The organism is Pantoea sp. USHLN298 (assembly GCF_037149395.1).
Taxonomy (GTDB): domain Bacteria; phylum Pseudomonadota; class Gammaproteobacteria; order Enterobacterales; family Enterobacteriaceae; genus Pantoea; species Pantoea astica.
On sequence record NZ_JBBCRO010000004.1, the window covers coordinates 86,733 to 106,849 of the forward strand.

A 20,117-nucleotide genomic window follows, 5' to 3' on the forward strand; every position below is an offset into this window, starting at 1 on the left:
CCGCTGGCGCGGGGAACACCGTTCCGCAATCTCTATAACAGCGATCGCCAGCGGTTTATCCCCGCTGGCGCGGGGAACACCCCCTGGTGAGCAACGCGTATTGCTGCGCCACCGGTTTATCCCCGCTGGCGCGGGGAACACATCTATATAATCTAAAAGATTCATATAATTATCGGTTTATCCCCGCTGGCGCGGGGAACACAGTGGAGGGAAATATAGTCACCAAGAGGAAACCGGTTTATCCCCGCTGGCGCGGGGAACACACATACAGCAGCGCGGTGTTGGGATAGCGAAACGGTTTATCCCCGCTGGCGCGGGGAACACCAAAGAGCTAAGGGTACAGAATAACGGAAGACCGGTTTATCCCCGCTGGCGCGGGGAACACAAAAAAGCAAGCCCGAGGATAAATTTTCCCATCGGTTTATCCCCGCTGGCGCGGGGAACACACCTTCCAGTGCGCTTGAGTGGGCTTGAATGGCGGTTTATCCCCGCTGGCGCGGGGAACACCTCGGCGGCGGCATTGCCGAGAATAAAAATCGCGGTTTATTCCCGCTGGCGCGGGGAACACATTCCACATCGCTCGATCGCCGAGAAATCTGGCGGTTTATCCCCGCTGGCGCGGGGAACACTTTTATTGATAAAAAACCCTGTCGGATTATTTCGGTTTATCCCCGCTGGCGCGGGGAACACAACTAAAACCGCATCCGTTGATCATGATGGTCCGGTTTATCCCCGCTGGCGCGGGGAACACGCGGGTGTGCCGTCAGGCGCAGAAAATACGCCCGGTTTATCCCCGCTGGCGCGGGGAACACCGGGACGCCCAGCGCGGCATGTGGGCGGATGGCGGTTTATCCCCGCTGGCGCGGGGAACACCATATCAGGCCAGTGACACGGCGGCACTTTCGCGGTTTATCCCCGCTGGCGCGGGGAACACATCGCCTTCTCGGGTTGTAGGATATTTATCAAGGGTTTATCCCCGCTGGCGCGGGGAACACCCGGATATCATCGCAGACTTCCGTTCTTTACCCGGTTTATCCCCGCTGGCGCGGGGAACACACAGTGCATATTTCGATGTGATCACTGAAGAGCGGTTTATCCCCGCTGGCGCGGGGAACACAAAGTATTTCAATAAATAGTGAGGCTGTATGACGGTTTATCCCCGCTGGCGCGGGGAATACTGAGTTAAGAATGAAGCGAATGATATGGACAACGGTTTATCCCCGCTGGCGCGGGGAACACAACGGTTTTGCGCTCTCGGCTACCCTGCGCGGCGGTTTATCCCCGCTGGCGCGGGGAACACAGATTTCACGTAGCGTTGCGGATTCAACGTTTCGGTTTATCCCCGCTGGCGCGGGGAACACAGGCCGCGGAGGGTCGCCATCGCGCCGGCTACCGGTTTATCCCCGCAGGCGCGGGGAACACCCGGCTGGAATGGGGCAGGACAATTTGTGTTGCGGTTTATCCCCGCAGGCGCGGGGAACACCATATCTGCGGCTGGCGGTGAATATTTGGCGGCGGTTTATCCCCGCAGGCGCGGGGAACACCCCCAAAAGCAACCGGCAGCGCAATCTGCGACCGGTTTATCCCCGCAGGCGCGGGGAACACGCCGCCTCGGTTCCGTTCATCCAGGTTTCAGCCGGTTTATCCCCGCAGGCGCGGGGAACACAGTGGATCAGATCGTCGCGCAGACCGAAAAGAGGTTTATCCCCGCAGGCGCGGGGAACACATCCGTAGAGCGGTTACCCCAGAACCGGAAACCGGTTTATCCCCGCAGGCGCGGGGAACACTCGCAGGGCGCCCACCGCCTGTTTTTTTTGGAGCGGTTTATCCCCGCAGGCGCGGGGAACACTCTTAACGTAGAGAACTGAATTATAAAGGTTTTTTCGCCACCACTAACTCTACCAAATTATCTGATTTTTTAAAGATCGCTAACTCATTGATTATCAACAGGTCGGAAAGAGACTAACCGGATACCGTCCATCTCCACCGGCAAACGCCGATTGTCACCTAAAGTCTGAAACTCAAAACCAGATTCATTATTACTCGCCCATGCCATTACGACATTGCCCGTTTCGAATAGCCTGCTAATCTGTTGCCAGATCATCTCTCTGCTACGACGAGATACATCACCAACATAAACCCCGGCGCGGACCTCAAGCAACCAGATAGCTAGCCGGCCCCTTAGCCTGGGGGGTACATTCTCAGTAACGACCATCAACATGCTCATGATCATGCACTCCGGTGTCCGGCATCACCAAAAGGAGCAGGTTCAGGGATTGCAATCGGCTGAGCATCCTTAGGTGGTGGTGGAGGTGAAATACCACCTGCAGAAAGCACATCCTCGATTAAAGGAATAAGCCTGGCGACAGTTTTACTGGTACGGAAGAGATCACGGCATGCCAACCTGACCTGTTTTTCCGCATCCTGCGGACGGCGGGCGGCAATTTCAAATGCGGCGGGTACGACTGTTTCAAATTTAATAATATCGGCAATATCATAGATAAATGAGAGTGGCTTGCCACTGTGTACAAATCCAATCGCTGGTGCATATCCAGCGGCGAGTACTGCAGCTTCAGTGATGCCATAAAGACAGACAGTTGCCGCGCTGATGCACTGATTAATTATGTCTCCTTTATCCCAGTCTTTGGGATCGTAACGGCGTCCTTGCCATCTGATGCCATACTGCTTCGCCAATAGCTGATAAATACCTTTAACACGAATGCCTTCAATACCCCTTAATTGCTCAACAGAACGCCGGGACGGGGCCTCTTCACCAAAACGCAGTTCAAACATTTTACGAACAACTTTAAGCCGCAGATTTTCATCAAGTGCCAGTCTGGCCTGATAAAGCAGCTTATCGGAGCGCGCTCCTCCTGGCTGTCCTGAAGCATATAGCCTCACACCAGCTTCGCCGACCCATACCAGCAGTGTACCGACCATTGCGGCCAGTTTTATCGCAGCATGTGATACCCGGGTTCCCGGCTCCAGCATAATGCAGGCTACATTGCCTACCGGGATATGTGTACGCACACCAGAGGCATCAACCAGAACAAAGGCACCATCAAGGACATCAACCTGACCATATTTCAGAAAAATCAGAGAGATGCGGTCTTTTAGAGGAAGTGGAGCTAAAGGAACATAAGTCATTATTACATCCTGTAAAAGCGGCATCACGCCGCTTTATCCCTGTTTCATGCCCGGCCAAGCGAGAGTAATCCGCACCCCATACTTTTTGCAGGGCCGATTCCAGAAAGAATCAGAGAAGCAAATGCTTCTGCGTCACTGATTGTCAGTACTCCATCAAAACAGACGGTCTGAATTTTGCCAGCCATCTCTTTTTTATGGAACAACATCACAGGCTCTTTCACCATTCGAGCGGATTCCAACTGTGCGACAGGGGCCAGTTTGCGCACCAGCCATTTCATGCACTCCTCATCACCGAGCAACGGAACCCGACAGGTTTTTATTTCTCCACGGGAATTTAAGCGAGCCTGCTCATCTTTAATGCTTTTAACCGGATTGGCCCGTAGCCGGAAGCAATATCGACCATGCGGCAAAACCGGACTAAACGACTTCGTTGCCAGCACCGTAGCTACTTTTGCCTGCTGCGGTGGGTGAACCGATTGCAGCAATACGTTAAGACCTTGTCTGGCCTCCCCGCTTCCAACTCTGAACAGAAAGTCGCGCTGATCCTGTGGGCGATCAGGAAACAGCTGCCAGAGCGCACGATGAAGCTGATAGGGATCTTTAGCCCAGCGCCAGTCGACAAGTACTTTACTCAGGAACATTTTCGTCTCCCTGAATCACAAACCACGATCGTCTGGCGAACTGTCGAGGCAGATCGATGATGGGCTCATCACGCACCGACAAACAACGCTCATCTCCGGTTAATGGCTCCTCACTGTAAATAGCACCACCTCCAGGTGCCCCTGTAGCTAAAGCTGCAACAGGATTTATAGCCTGCTGAACAGCGCCAAACAGTGGGCGGGAAAGTGGACAGCACCGTCTTCCAAGATAGGGGGTGTAACGGGGACGCTGAACCGCGTCGATAAGCGCTGACAATGTATAGCCGTGCTCCTGTGAACCCGGGGTCCATATCGCAACCGTAAAGCTGGCGTCATACAGATATTCACGCCGGGTGATAATGGTATCGTTCATCTTCAGGCTTCCCGGTTTTTCTCTGGCGTCCTTGACGGTATGAAAATCGGACATGTTCACGCACTGATAGCCGGTCTGGTTATCACAACGAACGGCAAACCGTGTGCCTGCTGCAAGCTTTCGCAGTGATGCGCGATCGTTGCGTTTAATACCCAGGCAGGCACCGAGTAATCCCAACAAGCCACTGCGGCCGGGGAAAGGGGCACTCGGTCGGATGCCTTCAAAAGTCGGTAATCCCCACGATTGCATCGGCCCGCTTAGCTGCAAAATCAAATAATCCTGCATCTCAGACCTCGCCGTTATTACCTATCCAATGCTTAAGCGCGTTCAGATCGGGCATCTGCATCACCTTTTCTGCAGGCGCAACGTCATCCAGCACGAACTGGGCCGCTGGCCCATCCAGACCATAACCACGGGATACTTTCGTCCAGTAGGTGTTAAATTCTTCAATAGAAGGACGCAGGAATCCCTCTTTGCTGGCGGGCACCGGTTTTTCAAAGGCATTTGCCATCGACACAGGCAAATCAGAAAAATTAACCATCACCATATCCGCTGGGTTGAAAGCCGCAAAGCTATGCTGCTTGCCACCCGGTATTTCTGTTGCCAGCATGTGGGCCAGATGGGCAGCAATCTCCAGCGCCTGCTGACGTGTGGCACCGCCAAGGTTCTCCTGAAGCTGGGCCAGGTTCAGACTGGCATAACGATAGAAAACACCTGATGAGAACTCCTGAGTGCCCAGATGAGCCGCACCAGTACTTTCATGCAGATCATCAACGGCAGTGAACCAGTCAATGTCAGAATCAACAACATGCGTAGTTATGGCGTGTGCCAGTGACATTGCACCATCAACTTTACCCAGTTCGCTCATCAGGCCACTGGTCGCCATCCGGCCACTCAGCGCGATGTCCACCGCGCTGCTGAGCGTGGCACGCAGCCCCGTAACCTGATCTTTTAACGCTTTTGCCCATTTTTTCTCATCGGTACCCAGCGCACTGTTTTCCGGGGTGTTGATTTGCTGACAAAACCAGTCAATCTCATCCATTACCCACGGCGAAACAGCGCCCCCATCGATTGTCTCTTCCTGAGCAACACTTTTGCCACTGAGCAGACTCAGCGTGGTGTTAATGACTTCCGCAGGATATTTTTCTGACAGTTTCTGATGGACGAGATCCCGCAGCAGTTCCAGATGAATTGTCCGGATACTGGACCCACCAATATGGCGTTGATAATAGTCGCTTTTGCGAATTGCCCTTTTCAGGCTTTGGCTCGAGATGCGTACGCGACGTTTGCCGCCAAATACCGCATCCTTTTGCATATTCATATCATCGCGGTTAAGGCAGGATGGGCTATGAGAAATCAAAATATGAAAGTTAACAAAATTATTCATCGGGTATCCTTACTCGGTTATTTTTTGGAAGAAGAGAGAACAAAATTTTCAATTAGCATGCGGCGTTCGCGTTTGCCCCACCATTGCAGTTGTGCAGCCAGCGAAGGCCAATGCAATACAGGCTCTGCATGAATTAACATGCGTCTTAGCTGTACCATATCGTTGGGATATTCCTGCCGGACAAGTTGCATTACGCGCATTAGTGATATTTTTTTACTTAGTGCCAGCGCCTTACCCAGGGTAAGTGATTCATCATCGCTGTTTTTAATCGCCCCGGTAGCCAGGCAATAGATCATTCTTTGCAATGCGTAACGCTTTTCTGGCCAGCCAAACTTGCCAGCTAACACATAGAAAACAGGAATTTCCAGTAGCTTATCTGGTGATTCAGCACGTCTTAATTTCGCCTGACTACCTTTGTCCAGGTCGGACCAGGCGTCATAAAGCGCCTTAGCGTCAATGGGTGGGTTCATCAGCTTGCTCTCCTTGCATTTTTAAAGCAGATAACTGTGTGAATAACACGCGACGGGAAATTGCCAAGGCCTGAATCAGTTTCACGTGGTGGGCATAGGGGTTAGTAGCGGTTTCAAACAACGTTTTACATAAAGCAGAAAGGTAATGATGCAGCGATTCCAGCTCTTTTAAAGGCTGTTCATAATTTATCGTCGCCAGCAGCCGGGTAATATAGATGTCGCTTTCGCGATAAAAACGACGTTCGGTCACATCATGCACCGGAATACCAGAACCGATAATTTCGCTATCCTTCATCCCCTCAACAAAAAGATAAAGTGCTTTACGCAGTGCAAGCCGATACCCCTGACCGATGTTAATAATCTCATTAATAATATCCTGATGACGATCCCAGCCTTGGCTGAATACCATCACCTCATGTCGCCGCTCCACAATTGCTGCCTGATTATTACGATAACCACCAATACTCATATACAGCGGTTTACCGTTGGCGAGTTGTCGCGCCTGTTCAATCACCAAAGCCGGACGACGACCTTCCTGATTCTTTTCTAACTGCTGAGAGATCAACAACCGGCCAACCTGCGTCCAGCAAGGGATCGGTAATGTGAAACCAATATGACGTTTTTCAGATATACCCTTTTTAGTCTGTTCCACGCTGGGAGAGTGAGGGTGCAACCAGAAGCCTTCGACGGTGTAGTTAAATTTGGCTTTGAGAAAACTCTGGTAACGTTTATCTACCAGCGATCCGCAGGTACTGCACTGACCACCCGATGAGGGAGATGAGAGTTCAATATGTGCGGGCTGCCAGAACAGACCCCGTGCCAGCCCGATGCTGTGCGCCGGGATTTTTTCATTACTGCCAATCGGTTTCTGCCAGGTAAAAGCCTGATGGCGCTGTTTTTGCCAGTCAGGATAGTTTCTTTCCAGGCTCTCAGCGTTGAGTACGTTGGCCCATATTGTGGAGCGCAGGCACCTCTGTTGGATCAGCGTGGTTATAGGCGCTCCGCCCCGTAAACCACTTTTAAATCCACCGCCAAATCCAGGGGCATTCCCAGCCTGATTGAACAGAGCAATAGCGGCACATCCGCCACAAAGCGCCTCACCCTGCCCTGGCTGATTCACAAATGCACAGCTGGTGGAACCGGTCAGGCCAACCATGAGCTTATCCATGCCGGTGACCTCTTTGGCGACGACGCCCTGGACTTGCATAAAGGGATGCTCAGGATGGTTCAAATCAAAACTCTCTTCCCAGCCAATAAGACCTGCTGAAAATTCCTCTCTTGTCAGCGGCTTTTGTATGCGCTGGATACTGTGCGCCATCTTCTCAGGTGGCCAGAGTAACTGCACGATGCAAATCAGGAGCTGGCAGGCTGCCATTTCCATATCGTCCCGTGGGAGAGAGAGTGATCGTAGCTGTGGTCCACATAGCAACGTTTCCAGGCTTATCTGCTCAACTCCGCTGCCAGCAACCGGTCTGACCGGGATCCATCGATCCGTGAGTAAATTCATTGAGTTCCTCTCTGATAGTTAAACTGAATAATATTCATCCCCACTTCCTTTGAATAAACCAGACGGTAATCAGTCGTCTCAGCGATCCACTCACCTCCCTGTATTGTTCCGGCAACCCATACAACCCCTTCTTCATCTGGCTCAAGTCTGAATCTCCGTTGCCATCCTCCCGGGACATTAACCCGGTTAAGTGCCAGCGCCTCTGGCAGGGAAAATTCAGATAGCTGGCTAAGATATTGCCCGTCGGAGAGTTGTCTTCCACTTTCTGTTTCTACAAAAGGGATCAGTGGCAAGCTCATTTCACCATCACGGGTTACCGCGCGAATATGGACATCGTCATCGGCAAAAGGAATAGCCCTTGCTGCCTGGTTCAATGAGAGTCTTGCGTTGTAACGTTTTGATTGTTCTTCAGATTCAAAACGTGCCAGCCCATCGGCAACCCACTCAGGTTCCGACTCGTCCGTTTCATCCCGATAGACATCGTCAATCCAGAGCCGGTAGGCCTGCGGAAAGCAGAGAGCTGACTGACCCAGTTGTTCCAGCCGCTGTTGAGTGCGCCACATAGCACGAGTGTTGGTGTAGACGTAATTACTGTTGCCATAATCAGTGGTGGAGGGAAGCAGTACTGTCATTTTCGGCTGCTGATAACCTTTAGGTCTGCACTGACGGGAATGACGATGCAGCCGTCCAGCACGCTGGAATAGTAAATCTACCGGGCAAAGCTGCGTTATCAGCCAGTCGAAATCGACATCCAGAGACTGTTCCACCACCTGAGTAGCTACCAGAATGCGCCCGACGCTGCGGTCGCCTGACACGCCAAAATAGCGCAGCGTCAAATCCTCTTTATTAGCCCGGTCAGTTAAGGTAAAGCGGGAGTGGAACAAAATGATCTCCAGTGACGTGCTGGCACACAACTTTTGATAAACCTGCTGGGCGACATCCACCAGATTGCAGATCAGACAGACCTGTGCCCCCTCCTGAGCGGCAGTAATCATCTTCTCAAGCAGCCCCGCATCCGGTTGCATTTCATTGAGGTAACAGCGCTCAATACTGAGCTGAAAGATGGGCGGTAAATACTGTGGGGTAGCGCTGAGATCGAAGTAAAGTTGCCGATTCTGCTGTTGCCAGATGGCCAGAGGATATTCATCCGTCGGGGATGAGGAGTCTGGATTACCGTAAGTTCTGAGTAAGCGCTGTTTCAAGGATGCCGGCAAAGTAGCAGATAACAGTAATGCACTTTGCCCGGCCAGCGCCTGCTGTCGCAGTACCTCCTCCAGCAGGCTGTGCATATAGGTGTCGTAAGCATGTACCTCATCAATCAGCAACACACTGCGGGCAATGCCAAACCCCCGAATAAAACGATGCTTAACCGGCAACACAGAAATAAGCACCTGATCAATAGTGCAGACACCAATCTGCCCCAGAAAAGCGCGCTTATTACTTCGGCACAGCCACTCGCAGCATTGAGCCCAGGCTTCCTGTTCCTGCACGCTTTTGCCACGAGATTTGATAGTGTCAAAATCAGTGCTGAACCGGGAGTTACCATGGGCAAGGATCAGATTAGGCTGTTCAAACAATTTTGAGGCCAGCTTATCCAGTCGGTTCAACATGGCGTTGGCAGTTGCCTGGGTCGGAAGTGCAAAAATAATGCTGTCGGCATAACCACCGTCTAACAGCCGCCATGCATAAGCCAGCGCCGTTTCAGTTTTTCCCGACCCTGTTGGGGCTTCGATGATGGTCAGGCCGGGTTGATGCGGTAATTTATTAACCAGCGTCTGGAGTTGACGTGGCTGATGACCCATATCAAGTAACGCTTCTGTCCCGCCCCAGGGTTTAACAACACTCAATAATCCGCTGCGCTTCAGAACCAGCGGCGCATCAACAGCATAACGGCGGGAAAAATAGTCATGCAGAGGTTCTGGTTCTGACTGGTAAGGAAAAGTGTCTTTAGTGCTCCAGGAACCCAGCCAGTCTGATATAGAGCAGAAACCAGCCAGCAACGGTGAACAGGATGGCGGGTTATCATTTAAGGATAGCCCAACCGGTTGCAGGAACAGGGCTGCCAGCGCGTCGAGCCATGACAGGCGGGCCTGCTTATCTCTCTCTCCCAGCGGCTTTAATTGAAAGCTGAGTGCTAAATCTGATGCTGGAAGGTCGATATGCTGATGAATATAACCATGATGCCCTGCGACAGCTTCCATCCAGGGAAACCATTGCTCTTTGGGATGTGTATTGAACGTAATAAAAGCGCTGTCATAATCATTATCTGCATCAAAATCCTGCTTAAACCAGTAGAGACCGCCCTGCCCGTGATCCCACCTTTTACCAATAGCATTTTTGCCTGAGGGAACGGCATTTAATGCCTCCCAGGCACTCCAGCACTTAACCTGGAATCGTATATCCCATTTACCTAAATCATGCAGTGCGATAAAAAAAAGCAGCCAGCCGCGATATTCTGCCTCGTTCGCTCCCTGAGAAAACTGTTTTCTTAATGCAGGAGCGTGATCCCACCAGTAGGCGGCTACGGCAGCGACATCAAGGCAGTGATAAGGCAATAGGTGAGACTCGGCTGGAGCATTATCCTTACTACGATTCGCCTTTCCCCAGTAACGATAAAGATCATACCTTTCCTGGCACATAGCTCTCCCTAAAAATGTAAATTGACAATGAATTTTCTTATATTCATATCGACCATTTACAGATGCGGCACTGATAAGCCTTTAAACCGCCCAGGTTTAATCTCATATCTGACTCAACCCACAATATTGGCAACTGGCAATATATACGCGCCACTGAGAAACATCTGTGTGATCAAAGTCAAACTTATCACTAAGAGGAGGTGAGCAACGGCTAAAGATGCCATTTTAGGATTTTTTATTAGTTGTATAGTTTAGTGATACAGGCATCTAAAAAAGTAGATTACTAACAATAAAAATAGTGAAAGAAAGGGAATTTATTTAATAAACGGCTATGTAGCCATAGCGAATGTCATTATATAATATATCAAACTATCGGAGATCAAGACTTCTATCCGGTTACAGGAATATGTAGTAATTCCTGCCTGAGGTCTCCATGTTCTGAATACCCCACGCTGCCGAATGGCTTCTTCAACCAGTACGAAAACTTTTTTATCCCCTGGTGTCATAACTTTTTTTAAACACAAATAAACTCTGTTCCGCAACCAGTCAATATACCTTCATACGCCAATCGCGATAGTTTATTTACCACCCGGTTTTAACCGACTATCAAAACGGAACGGAATAGCCTCAGCCTTCTGAACAATGGTGTAGAAATCAGGGTGTTCAGGGTTTAACAGGTAGTTATATTCCACGGGCGACAGAGCGCTGGGGACGCGCAACGCTATTGAACCTCTGGTAAAACACCAGGCATCTCCATATTCGGCCAGCTCCGGCGGCGCATCTTCGCTGGCCCAGTTATCCGGCAATTCATCCATATCGGCTGTCTGAATCTGGTCATCAGGTACATCAATGCGCAATAGCGTAAAATAATCCATGATGTGCGCCGAATGCAGATGCACCAGGGTTTCCAGCATGGTCAGTGACGCTGTTTCTGACAGATAAACCATGGAGACCCCAACGCTGTTCCAGCGGCCTCCAGCCTCTTTTGCGCCAAATCCTGTCCAGGCTGTGGAGAGGTATTTTGTTTTTGTCAGCCGGTAGAGAATCAAGAGTAAACCCCATGTTCCAGGCGAGTGATCAATTTCATCACCTCGTAAGCCCCGGTTTCGGATGCCATCAGTTCAGCTGGCACTTTCCAGCTCAGCGCCCTGTTTGGCTCATTCAGCCATTTTTGCGCCTCTTCCTTATCACCTTCAAACAGTTCTACCGCCCGATCGATAACGCGAATGATGCGCACCAGCCGTTCACTTTGTTCGGCGCTGAATCGCGCTTTCAGGCCGCGACTAAATGTTGTTGACGGAATGCCGGACATTTTGCGCAGATCGTTTTGCGTTATGTTTGCCCAGTCAGCGATCAGGTTAGCAACCTTGCCATCAAGGCCTTCACTAATCTGTCCCAACAGTGCCACACCATCAGAATGGTTCAGGCCGGCCGCCTGCCATAAGCGAGGCTGCCGGATCTGTGTTGCAGAAAAGCTAAATGTTTTCATGAGAAACCTCCATTTGGTCATTTGATTATAACCATATGGTTGGGCAGGCGCAAATATCAGGTGCCTGGAAGAAATGCCTGGGGACCGGGTAAAGCAGCGGACCCAGCTGGCGAGGGGAATACTTGCTGCCAGAATGGGGATCGCACCATCCACGCATTCCCGAATAAAAAAAACATCACATCGGCCAGCGTCGAAACCCTGTCCAGGTAAGCGCGCGGCGTGAATGCGATGACACTCTTTTCGGTTAAATCTGGAGTTACAGTGCCGAAAAAGAGGGCTTTACTGCCTGGAAGGTAGCTCTGCGGTCAAAAATAACGCATGTATTAGCATGGGCCACTTTCCTGATCTATCGGTTTGTTGCCTGTTTCCCCATTAACGGGCTAAGAGTAAACGATGCATCCGTTTACCGTTATTCAGAAAGTAAGCGCCGAAATCCGTACTTAATGTCAACGTCTGCGCGAAACCGAACGCCATTGTCACCTTCACATAGCCATGCAGCCGCACCGAAATCATCAGGGCCGTTCTTTCACGATATCGACGGAGAAGGAAACCGCTCGCCGCAGAATAGCGCTAAGGCACTTTCCGTTAGGGCAGCCAAATGGAATAGGGTATAGAGTTCCATTTTTGTAAAACAAAGCTGACAAGGATATTAGCCCTTGAGCTAAGTTAGCCTATAAGCTAATATAATTTCAGGGAGGATCGAACATTGTTTGAGGTCATTTATCACGACAAGGCCGAAGCCGAGTTAAAAAGCCTCCCGATAGCCGTCCGGGTAAAGTTTGACAGGCTGGTGACAAAACTCGAAGCCGACCCCCGACTGTTACGCGAGCCGCACACAAAAGCGCTGGGCGATGGCCTGTACGAAGTCAGAACGATGGGCGGGGACATTTCGCGGGGGCTTTGGGTTTATCAGGCAGGGCAAAAAATCTACATGCTGAGAATTTTTATCAAGAAATCACAGAAAACGCCGCCCGCTGAAATAGAAATAGCCTGGCAGCGACTGGAGGAAATGAAGCGTGAAATACAAAACTCATAAAGAGATTCATTCTGAAATGATGCGCGATGATGAATATCGCGCCGCTTACGAAGCCGAAGAACGGAAAGAGCGCCTCCAGGCACTTTTGCTGGAATGGCGGAAACATGCCGGACTGACAAGTGCACAGGTCGCTGAGCGCATGGGCGTTAAGCCGCCGACAGTGTCCCGAATGGAAAAAAACATTACGTCGGCCAGTGTCGAGACAATCGCCCGCTACGCTAAAGCGTGTGGAGTTGAGTCTGCAACGCTCTATTTTTGAGCCAACAAAGCCTGCTTATCTGCGTCATGCTTGTCAGTTAATAAAATAAGGCCCGGCAATTCGGGCCTCTGATGAAGTTCAACCGGGCTGAAATCCTGATCCCTTCTTTCCCCCGCTAAACTTTCCTGTAAATTTATATTCATTGATAGGCTTAACTGCCTGAAATCAGGCTTAAACGCGGGCTTTTTAGAAAGGTGGCTTTTCGCTCTATTTAGAGTTAGCCGTAACGGGTGTGTTATCTATTCATTCATTGAAATCATTTACCTCTATTTTCCTGATTGCAGTGGTATGTTTTTTTCTTCATTAATGTCACCAGATCGCGATAGCAATTTATATTAAGTTTTTAATATCACAGTCATGACGATGAATCACCACAGCCGGGCAACACTGCAGTCGCGTCCAGCCTATCCACGCTGGACCAGACAGGCCCCTCAAAACGACACTGCCTCGGTTTACCCCCGCTGGCGCGGGGAACACATCGCCTTCTCGGGTTGTAGGATATTTATCAAGGGTTTATCCCCGCTGGCGCGGGGAACACCAAAGAGCTAAGGGTACAGAATAACGGAAGACCGGTTTATCCCCGCTCACGCGGGGAACACCTGCGCGAGGGCATCATCGGACGTATTGAGGGCGGTTTATCCCCGCTCACGCGGGGAACACGCCGCGTACCACTCGCCGGACTCGTAAACAGGCGGTTTATCCCCGCTCACGCGGGGAACACAAAGAGCCGCCATAATTGGCGGCCCTTACTCACGGTTTATCCCCGCTCACGCGGGGAACACTCTAAAATTATCCGTTTGATTACTAACTACTTTTTAGCCACCACTAATTCTACCGAATTTTACACCCAGACTTAACCCAAATGCACACTTAATCGCCAGCACAAAATTCAGGCAAAAAAAAGCTCCCGTAAAGGGAGCTTTTCTATCGGGCAATCAGGCTTATTTCTTTTTCGCTTTCGCGTTAGGCAGATCGGTGATGCTGCCTTCAAAGATTTCTGCCGCCAGACCCACAGACTCGTGCAGCGTCGGGTGAGCATGGATGGTCAGCGCAATATCTTCCGCATCACAACCCATCTCGATCGCCAGACCGATTTCACCCAGCAGCTCGCCGCCGTTGGTGCCGACAATCGCGCCACCGATCACCCGGTGCGTCTCTTTGTCGAAAATCAGTTTGGTGATGCCGTCTGCACAGTCAGAAGCGATAGCACGACCTGAGGCTGCCCATGGGAAGGTGGCGGTCTCGTAGCTGATGCCTTTCTCTTTCGCTTCTTTCTCGGTCAGACCAACCCAGGCAACTTCTGGCTCGGTATAGGCGATGGATGGGATCACTTTCGGATCGAAGTAGTGCTTCAGACCGGAGATCACTTCCGCCGCGACGTGGCCTTCATGCACGCCTTTGTGTGCCAGCATTGGCTGACCGACGATGTCGCCGATAGCGTAGATGTGCGGCACATTGGTACGCATCTGCTTGTCGACGCGAATGAAGCCGCGATCGTCCACTTCCACGCCCGCTTTGCCGGCATCCAGACCTTTGCCGTTCGGTACACGACCGATAGCCACCAGCACCGCATCGTAACGCTGTGCTTCGCCTGGTGCTTTTTTACCTTCCATGGAAACGTAAATGCCATCGTCTTTTGCTTCAACGGCGGTCACTTTGGTTTCCAGCATCAGGTTAAATTTCTTGCTGATTTTTTTGGTGAAGACTTTCACCACATCTTTATCCGCAGCCGGGATGACCTGATCGAACATCTCGACCACATCGATCTCTGAACCCAGCGCATGATAGACCGTCGCCATTTCCAGACCGATGATACCGCCACCCATAACCAGCAGGCGCTTCGGTACTTCTTTCAGCTCCAGCGCATCGGTTGAGTCCCAGACGCGTGGATCTTCATGTGGAATGAACGGCAGTTCGATTGGGCGTGAACCCGCAGCGATGATGGCGTTATCGAAGTTGATGGTGGTCGCGCCGCCTTCTCCTTCAACCACCAGGGTGTTAGCACCGGTGAATTTGCCCAGACCATTAACCACTTTCACTTTACGACCTTTTGCCATACCTGACAGGCCGCCAGTTAACTGGTTAATTACCTTTTCTTTCCAGCTGCGAATTTTGTTGATATCAGTCGATGGCTGACCAAACACAATGCCGTGCTCTTCAAGGGCTTTCGCCTCTTCAATCACTTTAGCAACGTGCAGCAGCGCTTTAGATGGGATACAACCGACGTTCAGACAAACACCGCCAAGGGTGCTGTAACGCTCTACCAGTACGGTTTCCAGACCTAAATCCGCGCAACGGAAGGCTGCAGAGTAACCTGCAGGACCCGCCCCAAGTACTACGACCTGGGTTTTAATCTCTGTACTCATCATGACCTCTTATTTGATATCCGGCGGGTCAGACGTTCTTATGATGCCCTTGTTCCACCGGGACTTTCACCGCAAGAGTTTACAGAATTGTTAACAAACTGCCAACCGCGGTGCGACGAATCGTTACAGGAAGGCCGGCTTTCGCCGGCCTTCTTCACATTTACATAACTAAACGACGAATGTCGGACAGCATATTGCCGATGAGAGTGATGAAACGCGCACCATCAGCACCGTCGATAACACGGTGATCGAAGGAAAGAGAAATTGGCATCATCAGACGCGGCGCAAACTCTTTACCATTCCAGACTGGCTCCATCGCCGACTTCGAGACGCCAAGGATAGCCACTTCCGGCGCGTTGACGATCGGCGCGAAGTGTGTGGTACCCAAACCGCCAAGGCTGGAGATAGTGAAGCATCCGCCCTGCATGTCGCCTGCCGTCAGCTTACCGTCACGCGCTTTCTTCGAAATCGCCATCAGTTCACGCGACAGCTCGGTAATGCCCTTTTTGTTCACGTCTTTGAAGACCGGAACCACCAGGCCATTTGGCGTATCAACCGCCACACCGATGTTGATATATTTTTTCAGCGTCAGCTTCTGCGCATCTTCTGACAGCGAGCTGTTGAAGCGTGGCATCTGCTCAAGTGCCGCAGCGACCGCTTTCATGATGAACACCACCGGGGTGTACTTCACGTCCATCTTACGCTTCTCGGCTTCCGCATTCTGCTGCTTACGGAACGCTTCCAGATCGGTGATATCGGTTTTGTCGAAATGCGTAACGTGCGGGATCATCACCCAGTTACGGCTCAGGTTCGCGCCAGAAATTTTCTGGATGCGTCCCAGTTCGACTTCTTCGATTTCGCCAAACTTACTGAAGTCCACTTTCGGCCATGGCAGCATGCCAGGCAGACCGCCGCCGCTGGCAGCAGCCGGTGCTGCTTCAGCGCGTTTCACGGCCTCTTTAACGTAGCTCTGCACGTCTTCTTTCAGGATGCGACCTTTGCGGCCGGTGCCTTTGACTTTCGCCAGGTTAACACCGAACTCACGCGCCAGACGACGGATCACCGGGGTCGCGTGAACATAGGCATCGTTCTCTGCGAACTCGCCTTTGCTCTCCGCTTTGGCGGCGGCTGGTGCCGCGGCTTTAGCTTCGGCCTTCTCTGCCGGTGCCGGGGCATCCTGTTTCGCTGCTGCAGGAGCGGCGGCTGGCGCAGCACCTTCAACTTCAAACACCATGATCAGCGAGCCGGTGCTGACTTTGTCGCCAGTCGCCACTTTCAGCTCTTTCACGGTGCCCGCGAACGGTGCCGGGACCTCCATCGAGGCTTTGTCGCCTTCCACCACAATCAGTGACTGCTCAGCTTCAACTTTGTCGCCGACTTTCACCAGCACTTCAGTGACTTCAACTTCGTCACCGCCGATGTCCGGAACGTTAACCTCTTTTGCGCCCGCTGCCGCAGCCGGAGCCGTTGCCGCTTCTTCTTTAACTTCAGGTTTCACGTCAGCGGCCGGCGCTGCGCCTTCCGCTTCAAACACCATGATGTGTGAACCGGTGCTGACTTTGTCGCCGGTCGTGATTTTGATCTCTTTCACGGTACCCGCGAACGGGGCCGGGACTTCCATCGAGGCTTTGTCGCCTTCCACCACGATCAGGGACTGTTCGGCTTCAACTTTGTCGCCAACCTTCACCAGAATCTCAGTGACTTCGACTTCGTCACCGCCGATATCCGGAACATTGACATCTTTGCTGGCGGTAGCAGCGGCAGCCGCTGGCGCCGGGGCCGCGTCTGCTTTTTTCTCTGCGGCCGGTGCCGGTGCGGCTTCTGCCGCACCTTCCGCGTCAAACATCATGATCAGCGAGCCGGTTTCTACTTTGTCACCGGTGGCGATTTTGATCTCTTTGACCACGCCAGCCTGCGGCGAAGGCACTTCCATTGAGGCTTTGTCGCCTTCCACGGTGATCAGCGACTGTTCGGCTTCCACCTTGTCGCCAACTTTCACCAGAATCTCGGTGACTTCAACTTCGTCAGACCCGATATCCGGTACCTTAATTTCGATAGCCATTACTCTATTACCTCTTAAGCCAGACGCGGGTTAACTTTATCGGCATCGATACTGAATTTGGTGATCGCGTCGGCCACCACTTTCTTCTCGATCTCGCCGCGTTTAGCCAGCTCACCCAGCGCGGCAACCACCACATAAGATGCATCCACTTCGAAGTGATGACGCAGATTCTCACGGCTGTCAGAGCGACCAAAGCCATCGGTACCCAGTACACGATAATCGCTGGCTGGGACATAGCTACGAACCTGCTCAGCGAACAGCTTCATGTAGTCGGTTGAAGCGACGGCCGGTGCATCGTTCATCACCTGCGCGATGTAAGGCACGCGCGGTTCTTCGGTCGGATGCAGCATGTTCCAGCGCTCACAATCCTGGCCATCACGAGCCAGTTCGGTGAACGAGGTGACGCTGTAGACGTCAGAGCCGATACCGTAGTCTTTCGCCAGGATCTGCGCAGCTTCACGTACGTGACGCAGGATAGAGCCTGAACCCAGCAGCTGGACTTTGCCTTTGCTGCCCTCGACCGTTTCCAGCTTGTAGATACCCTTACGGATACCCTCTTCCGCACCCTGCGGCATCGCTGGCATGTGGTAGTTTTCGTTCAGCGTGGTGATGTAGTAGTAGACGTTTTCCTGCGCTTCGCCATACATCCGCACCAGACCGTCATGCATGATCACCGCGACTTCATACGCGTATGAAGGATCGTAGGAGATACAGTTCGGGATGGTCAGCGACTGAATGTGGCTGTGACCATCTTCATGCTGCAAACCTTCGCCGTTCAGCGTGGTACGACCGGAGGTGCCGCCGACCAGGAAGCCGCGCGCCTGTTGGTCGCCCGCCAGCCACATCAGATCGCCGATACGCTGGAAGCCGAACATCGAGTAATAGATGTAGAACGGGATCATTGGCAGGTTGTTGGTGCTGTAAGAGGTCGCCGCCGCCAGCCAGGATGAACCTGCGCCCAGCTCGTTGATCCCTTCCTGCAGAATCTGGCCTTTCTCGTCTTCTTTGTAGTAAGCCACCTGCTCGCGGTCCTGCGGGGTGTACTGCTGACCGTTCGGGCTGTAGATACCGATCTGACGGAACAGACCTTCCATACCAAAGGTACGCGCTTCATCGGCGAGGATCGGAACCAGACGATCTTTGATCGACTTGTTCTTCAGCATCACGTTCAGAGCACGCACAAAGGCGATGGTGGTTGAGATCTCTTTGTTCTGCTCTTCCAGCAGCGCACTGAACTCTTCCAGCGCTGGCATCTCCAGCTTTTCGGTGAACTTCGGCTGACGCGTCGGCAGGTAGCCGCCCAACTTCTCACGCTGACCGTGCAGATAGTTGTACTCTTCAGAGCCTTTGTCGAAGGTCACGTATGGCAGAGATTCAATCTTGTCATCCGCTACCGGCACGTTGAAGCGATCACGGATATAGCGCACGCCATCCATGTTCATCTTCTTCACCTGGTGAGCAATGTTTTTGCCTTCCGCGGTGTCGCCCATACCATAACCTTTGATGGTATGCGCCAGGATCAGCACCGGTTTGCCTTTGGTGTCCTGCGCTTTTTTCAGTGCCGCGTAGATTTTCTTCGGATCGTGGCCGCCACGGTTCAGTGCCCAGATTTCATCATCGGACATATCTTTAACCAGCGCGGCGGTTTCCGGATATTTACCAAAGAAGTGCTCGCGCACATAGGCACCATCACGGGATTTAAAAGTCTGGTAATCGCCGTCAACGGTTTCGTTCATCAGCTGAATCAGCTTGCCGCTGGTATCTTTGCGCAGCAGCTCATCCCAGCGACCGCCCCAGATGACTTTGATCACTTCCCAGCCAGCACCGGCAAAGATGCCTTCCAGCTCGTTGATGATCTTACCGTTACCGGTGACCGGGCCATCCAGACGCTGCAGGTTGCAGTTGATGATGAAGACCAGGTTATCCAGTTTTTCACGGGTGGCGATGGTGATTGCGCCTTTTGATTCCGGCTCATCCATCTCGCCATCACCCAGGAAGGCATAGACGGTCTGTGCAGAGGTATCTTTCAGGCCACGGTGTTCCAGATATTTCAGGAACTTCGCCTGATAGATAGCCGACAGCGGACCCAGACCCATGGAAACGGTCGGGAACTGCCAGAATTCCGGCATCAGTTTCGGGTGCGGATAAGATGAGAGGCCTTTACCAGCCACTTCCTGACGGAAGTTGTTCATCTGCTCTTCGGTCAGACGACCTTCAAGGAACGCACGGGCGTAGATGCCTGGGGAAATGTGGCCCTGGAAGTAAACCAGGTCGCCGCCATCCTTCTCACTGCGCGCGCGGAAGAAGTGGTTAAAGCACACTTCATAAATGGTGGCAGAAGACTGGAAGGAGGACATATGGCCACCCAGTTCCAGATCTTTCTTCGATGCGCGCAGCACCGACATGATGGCGTTCCAGCGGATCGCGGAACGGATACGACGTTCAAGAGAGGTGTTGCCCGGATAGTCCGGTTCATCTTCAACGGCAATAGAGTTGATATAGTTGCTGATTGCAGAAGATCCTGCAGCAACGTTCACGCCGCCTTTGCGGGCTGCACCCAGTACCTGATCAATCAGATACTGCGCACGTTCAACACCTTCTTCACGGATGACCGATTCGATCGCCTGTAGCCAGTCACGAGTTTCAATCGGATCCACGTCATTGTGTAAACGTTCTGACATGGGTGTGTTCCTTATCTGTGTCTAATACGTTGAATAATCGGGAGCCTGTTACAGCACATGCAG

At 52.1% G+C, this 20,117-nt stretch carries 15 protein-coding genes and 2 CRISPR repeat arrays (1 of these 17 only partly in view); of the genes, 2 read left to right on the plus strand and 13 right to left on the minus strand.

Annotated features, from left to right (window positions below; all coding sequences use genetic code 11):
• Positions 1-1,849: direct repeats of the CRISPR family, unit length 29 nt; unit sequence CGGTTTATCCCCGCTGGCGCGGGGAACAC (it extends 620 nt beyond the left edge of the window).
• 84 nt (positions 1,850-1,933) lie between these two features.
• The 10 genes from cas2e to parS all read right to left on the minus strand — a co-directional run bounded on the left by cas2e (position 1,934) and on the right by parS (position 11,650).
• Entirely contained in the window at positions 1,934-2,227 is a 294-nt protein-coding gene (gene cas2e / locus WFK59_RS11475; RefSeq protein ID WP_336755833.1) for a type I-E CRISPR-associated endoribonuclease Cas2e, read from the minus strand.
• A gap of 2 nt (positions 2,228-2,229) precedes the next feature.
• Positions 2,230-3,147 carry a type I-E CRISPR-associated endonuclease Cas1e gene (cas1e, locus tag WFK59_RS11480; RefSeq protein ID WP_336755834.1) on the minus strand — a complete coding sequence of 306 codons (918 nt, stop codon included), beginning with the start codon at positions 3,145-3,147 and terminating at the stop codon, positions 2,230-2,232.
• Positions 3,148-3,191: 44 nt separating this feature from the next.
• Positions 3,192-3,788 carry a type I-E CRISPR-associated protein Cas6/Cse3/CasE gene (gene cas6e / locus WFK59_RS11485; protein WP_336755835.1) on the minus strand — a complete coding sequence of 199 codons (597 nt, stop codon included), beginning with the start codon at positions 3,786-3,788 and terminating at the stop codon, positions 3,192-3,194.
• Positions 3,775-4,443, minus strand: a complete 669-nt coding sequence (gene cas5e / locus WFK59_RS11490) for a type I-E CRISPR-associated protein Cas5/CasD (protein WP_336755836.1) — start codon at positions 4,441-4,443, stop codon at positions 3,775-3,777. The genes cas6e and cas5e overlap by 14 nt, the downstream gene beginning before the upstream one ends.
• 1 nt (position 4,444) lies before the next feature.
• Complete coding sequence (gene cas7e / locus WFK59_RS11495) at positions 4,445-5,545, minus strand: type I-E CRISPR-associated protein Cas7/Cse4/CasC (protein ID WP_336755837.1); 1,101 nt, start codon at positions 5,543-5,545, stop codon at positions 4,445-4,447.
• A gap of 17 nt (positions 5,546-5,562) precedes the next feature.
• Positions 5,563-6,015, minus strand: coding sequence for a type I-E CRISPR-associated protein Cse2/CasB (gene casB / locus WFK59_RS11500; protein WP_336755838.1), 453 nt, complete (start codon positions 6,013-6,015; stop codon positions 5,563-5,565).
• Entirely contained in the window at positions 5,999-7,522 is a 1,524-nt protein-coding gene (gene casA / locus WFK59_RS11505; protein WP_336755839.1) for a type I-E CRISPR-associated protein Cse1/CasA, read from the minus strand. The genes casB and casA overlap by 17 nt, the downstream gene beginning before the upstream one ends.
• Entirely contained in the window at positions 7,519-10,161 is a 2,643-nt protein-coding gene (gene cas3 / locus WFK59_RS11510) for a CRISPR-associated helicase/endonuclease Cas3 (protein ID WP_336755840.1), read from the minus strand. Before cas3 ends, casA begins: the two co-directional genes overlap by 4 nt.
• A gap of 578 nt (positions 10,162-10,739) precedes the next feature.
• On the minus strand, positions 10,740-11,210 hold the full coding sequence (locus WFK59_RS11515; protein ID WP_336755841.1) for an RES family NAD+ phosphorylase: 471 nt from the start codon (positions 11,208-11,210) through the stop codon (positions 10,740-10,742).
• Complete coding sequence (gene parS, locus WFK59_RS11520) at positions 11,207-11,650, minus strand: type II RES/Xre toxin-antitoxin system antitoxin (RefSeq protein ID WP_336755984.1); 444 nt, start codon at positions 11,648-11,650, stop codon at positions 11,207-11,209. Before parS ends, WFK59_RS11515 begins: the two co-directional genes overlap by 4 nt.
• Positions 11,651-12,356: 706 nt before the next feature.
• Here parS and WFK59_RS11525 point away from each other — a divergent pair.
• Positions 12,357-12,686, plus strand: a complete 330-nt coding sequence (locus WFK59_RS11525; RefSeq protein ID WP_336755842.1) for a type II toxin-antitoxin system RelE/ParE family toxin — start codon at positions 12,357-12,359, stop codon at positions 12,684-12,686.
• Complete coding sequence (locus WFK59_RS11530; RefSeq protein WP_336755843.1) at positions 12,667-12,945, plus strand: helix-turn-helix domain-containing protein; 279 nt, start codon at positions 12,667-12,669, stop codon at positions 12,943-12,945. The genes WFK59_RS11525 and WFK59_RS11530 overlap by 20 nt, the downstream gene beginning before the upstream one ends.
• Before the next feature lie 448 nt (positions 12,946-13,393).
• Positions 13,394-13,727: direct repeats of the CRISPR family, unit length 29 nt; unit sequence CGGTTTATCCCCGCTCACGCGGGGAACAC.
• 159 nt (positions 13,728-13,886) lie between these two features.
• Here WFK59_RS11530 and lpdA read toward each other — a convergent pair.
• The 3 genes from lpdA to aceE form a co-directional block, all read right to left on the minus strand.
• Complete coding sequence (gene lpdA / locus WFK59_RS11535) at positions 13,887-15,311, minus strand: dihydrolipoyl dehydrogenase (protein WP_031376687.1); 1,425 nt, start codon at positions 15,309-15,311, stop codon at positions 13,887-13,889.
• Between the two features lie 160 nt (positions 15,312-15,471).
• Entirely contained in the window at positions 15,472-17,373 is a 1,902-nt protein-coding gene (gene aceF / locus WFK59_RS11540; RefSeq protein ID WP_336755844.1) for a pyruvate dehydrogenase complex dihydrolipoyllysine-residue acetyltransferase, read from the minus strand.
• Positions 17,374-17,387: 14 nt separating this feature from the next.
• Positions 17,388-20,054 (minus strand): pyruvate dehydrogenase (acetyl-transferring), homodimeric type, encoded by a 2,667-nt coding sequence (aceE, locus tag WFK59_RS11545; RefSeq protein WP_336755845.1) that lies wholly within the window; start codon positions 20,052-20,054, stop codon positions 17,388-17,390.
• Between the last annotated feature and the right edge of the window lie 63 nt (positions 20,055-20,117).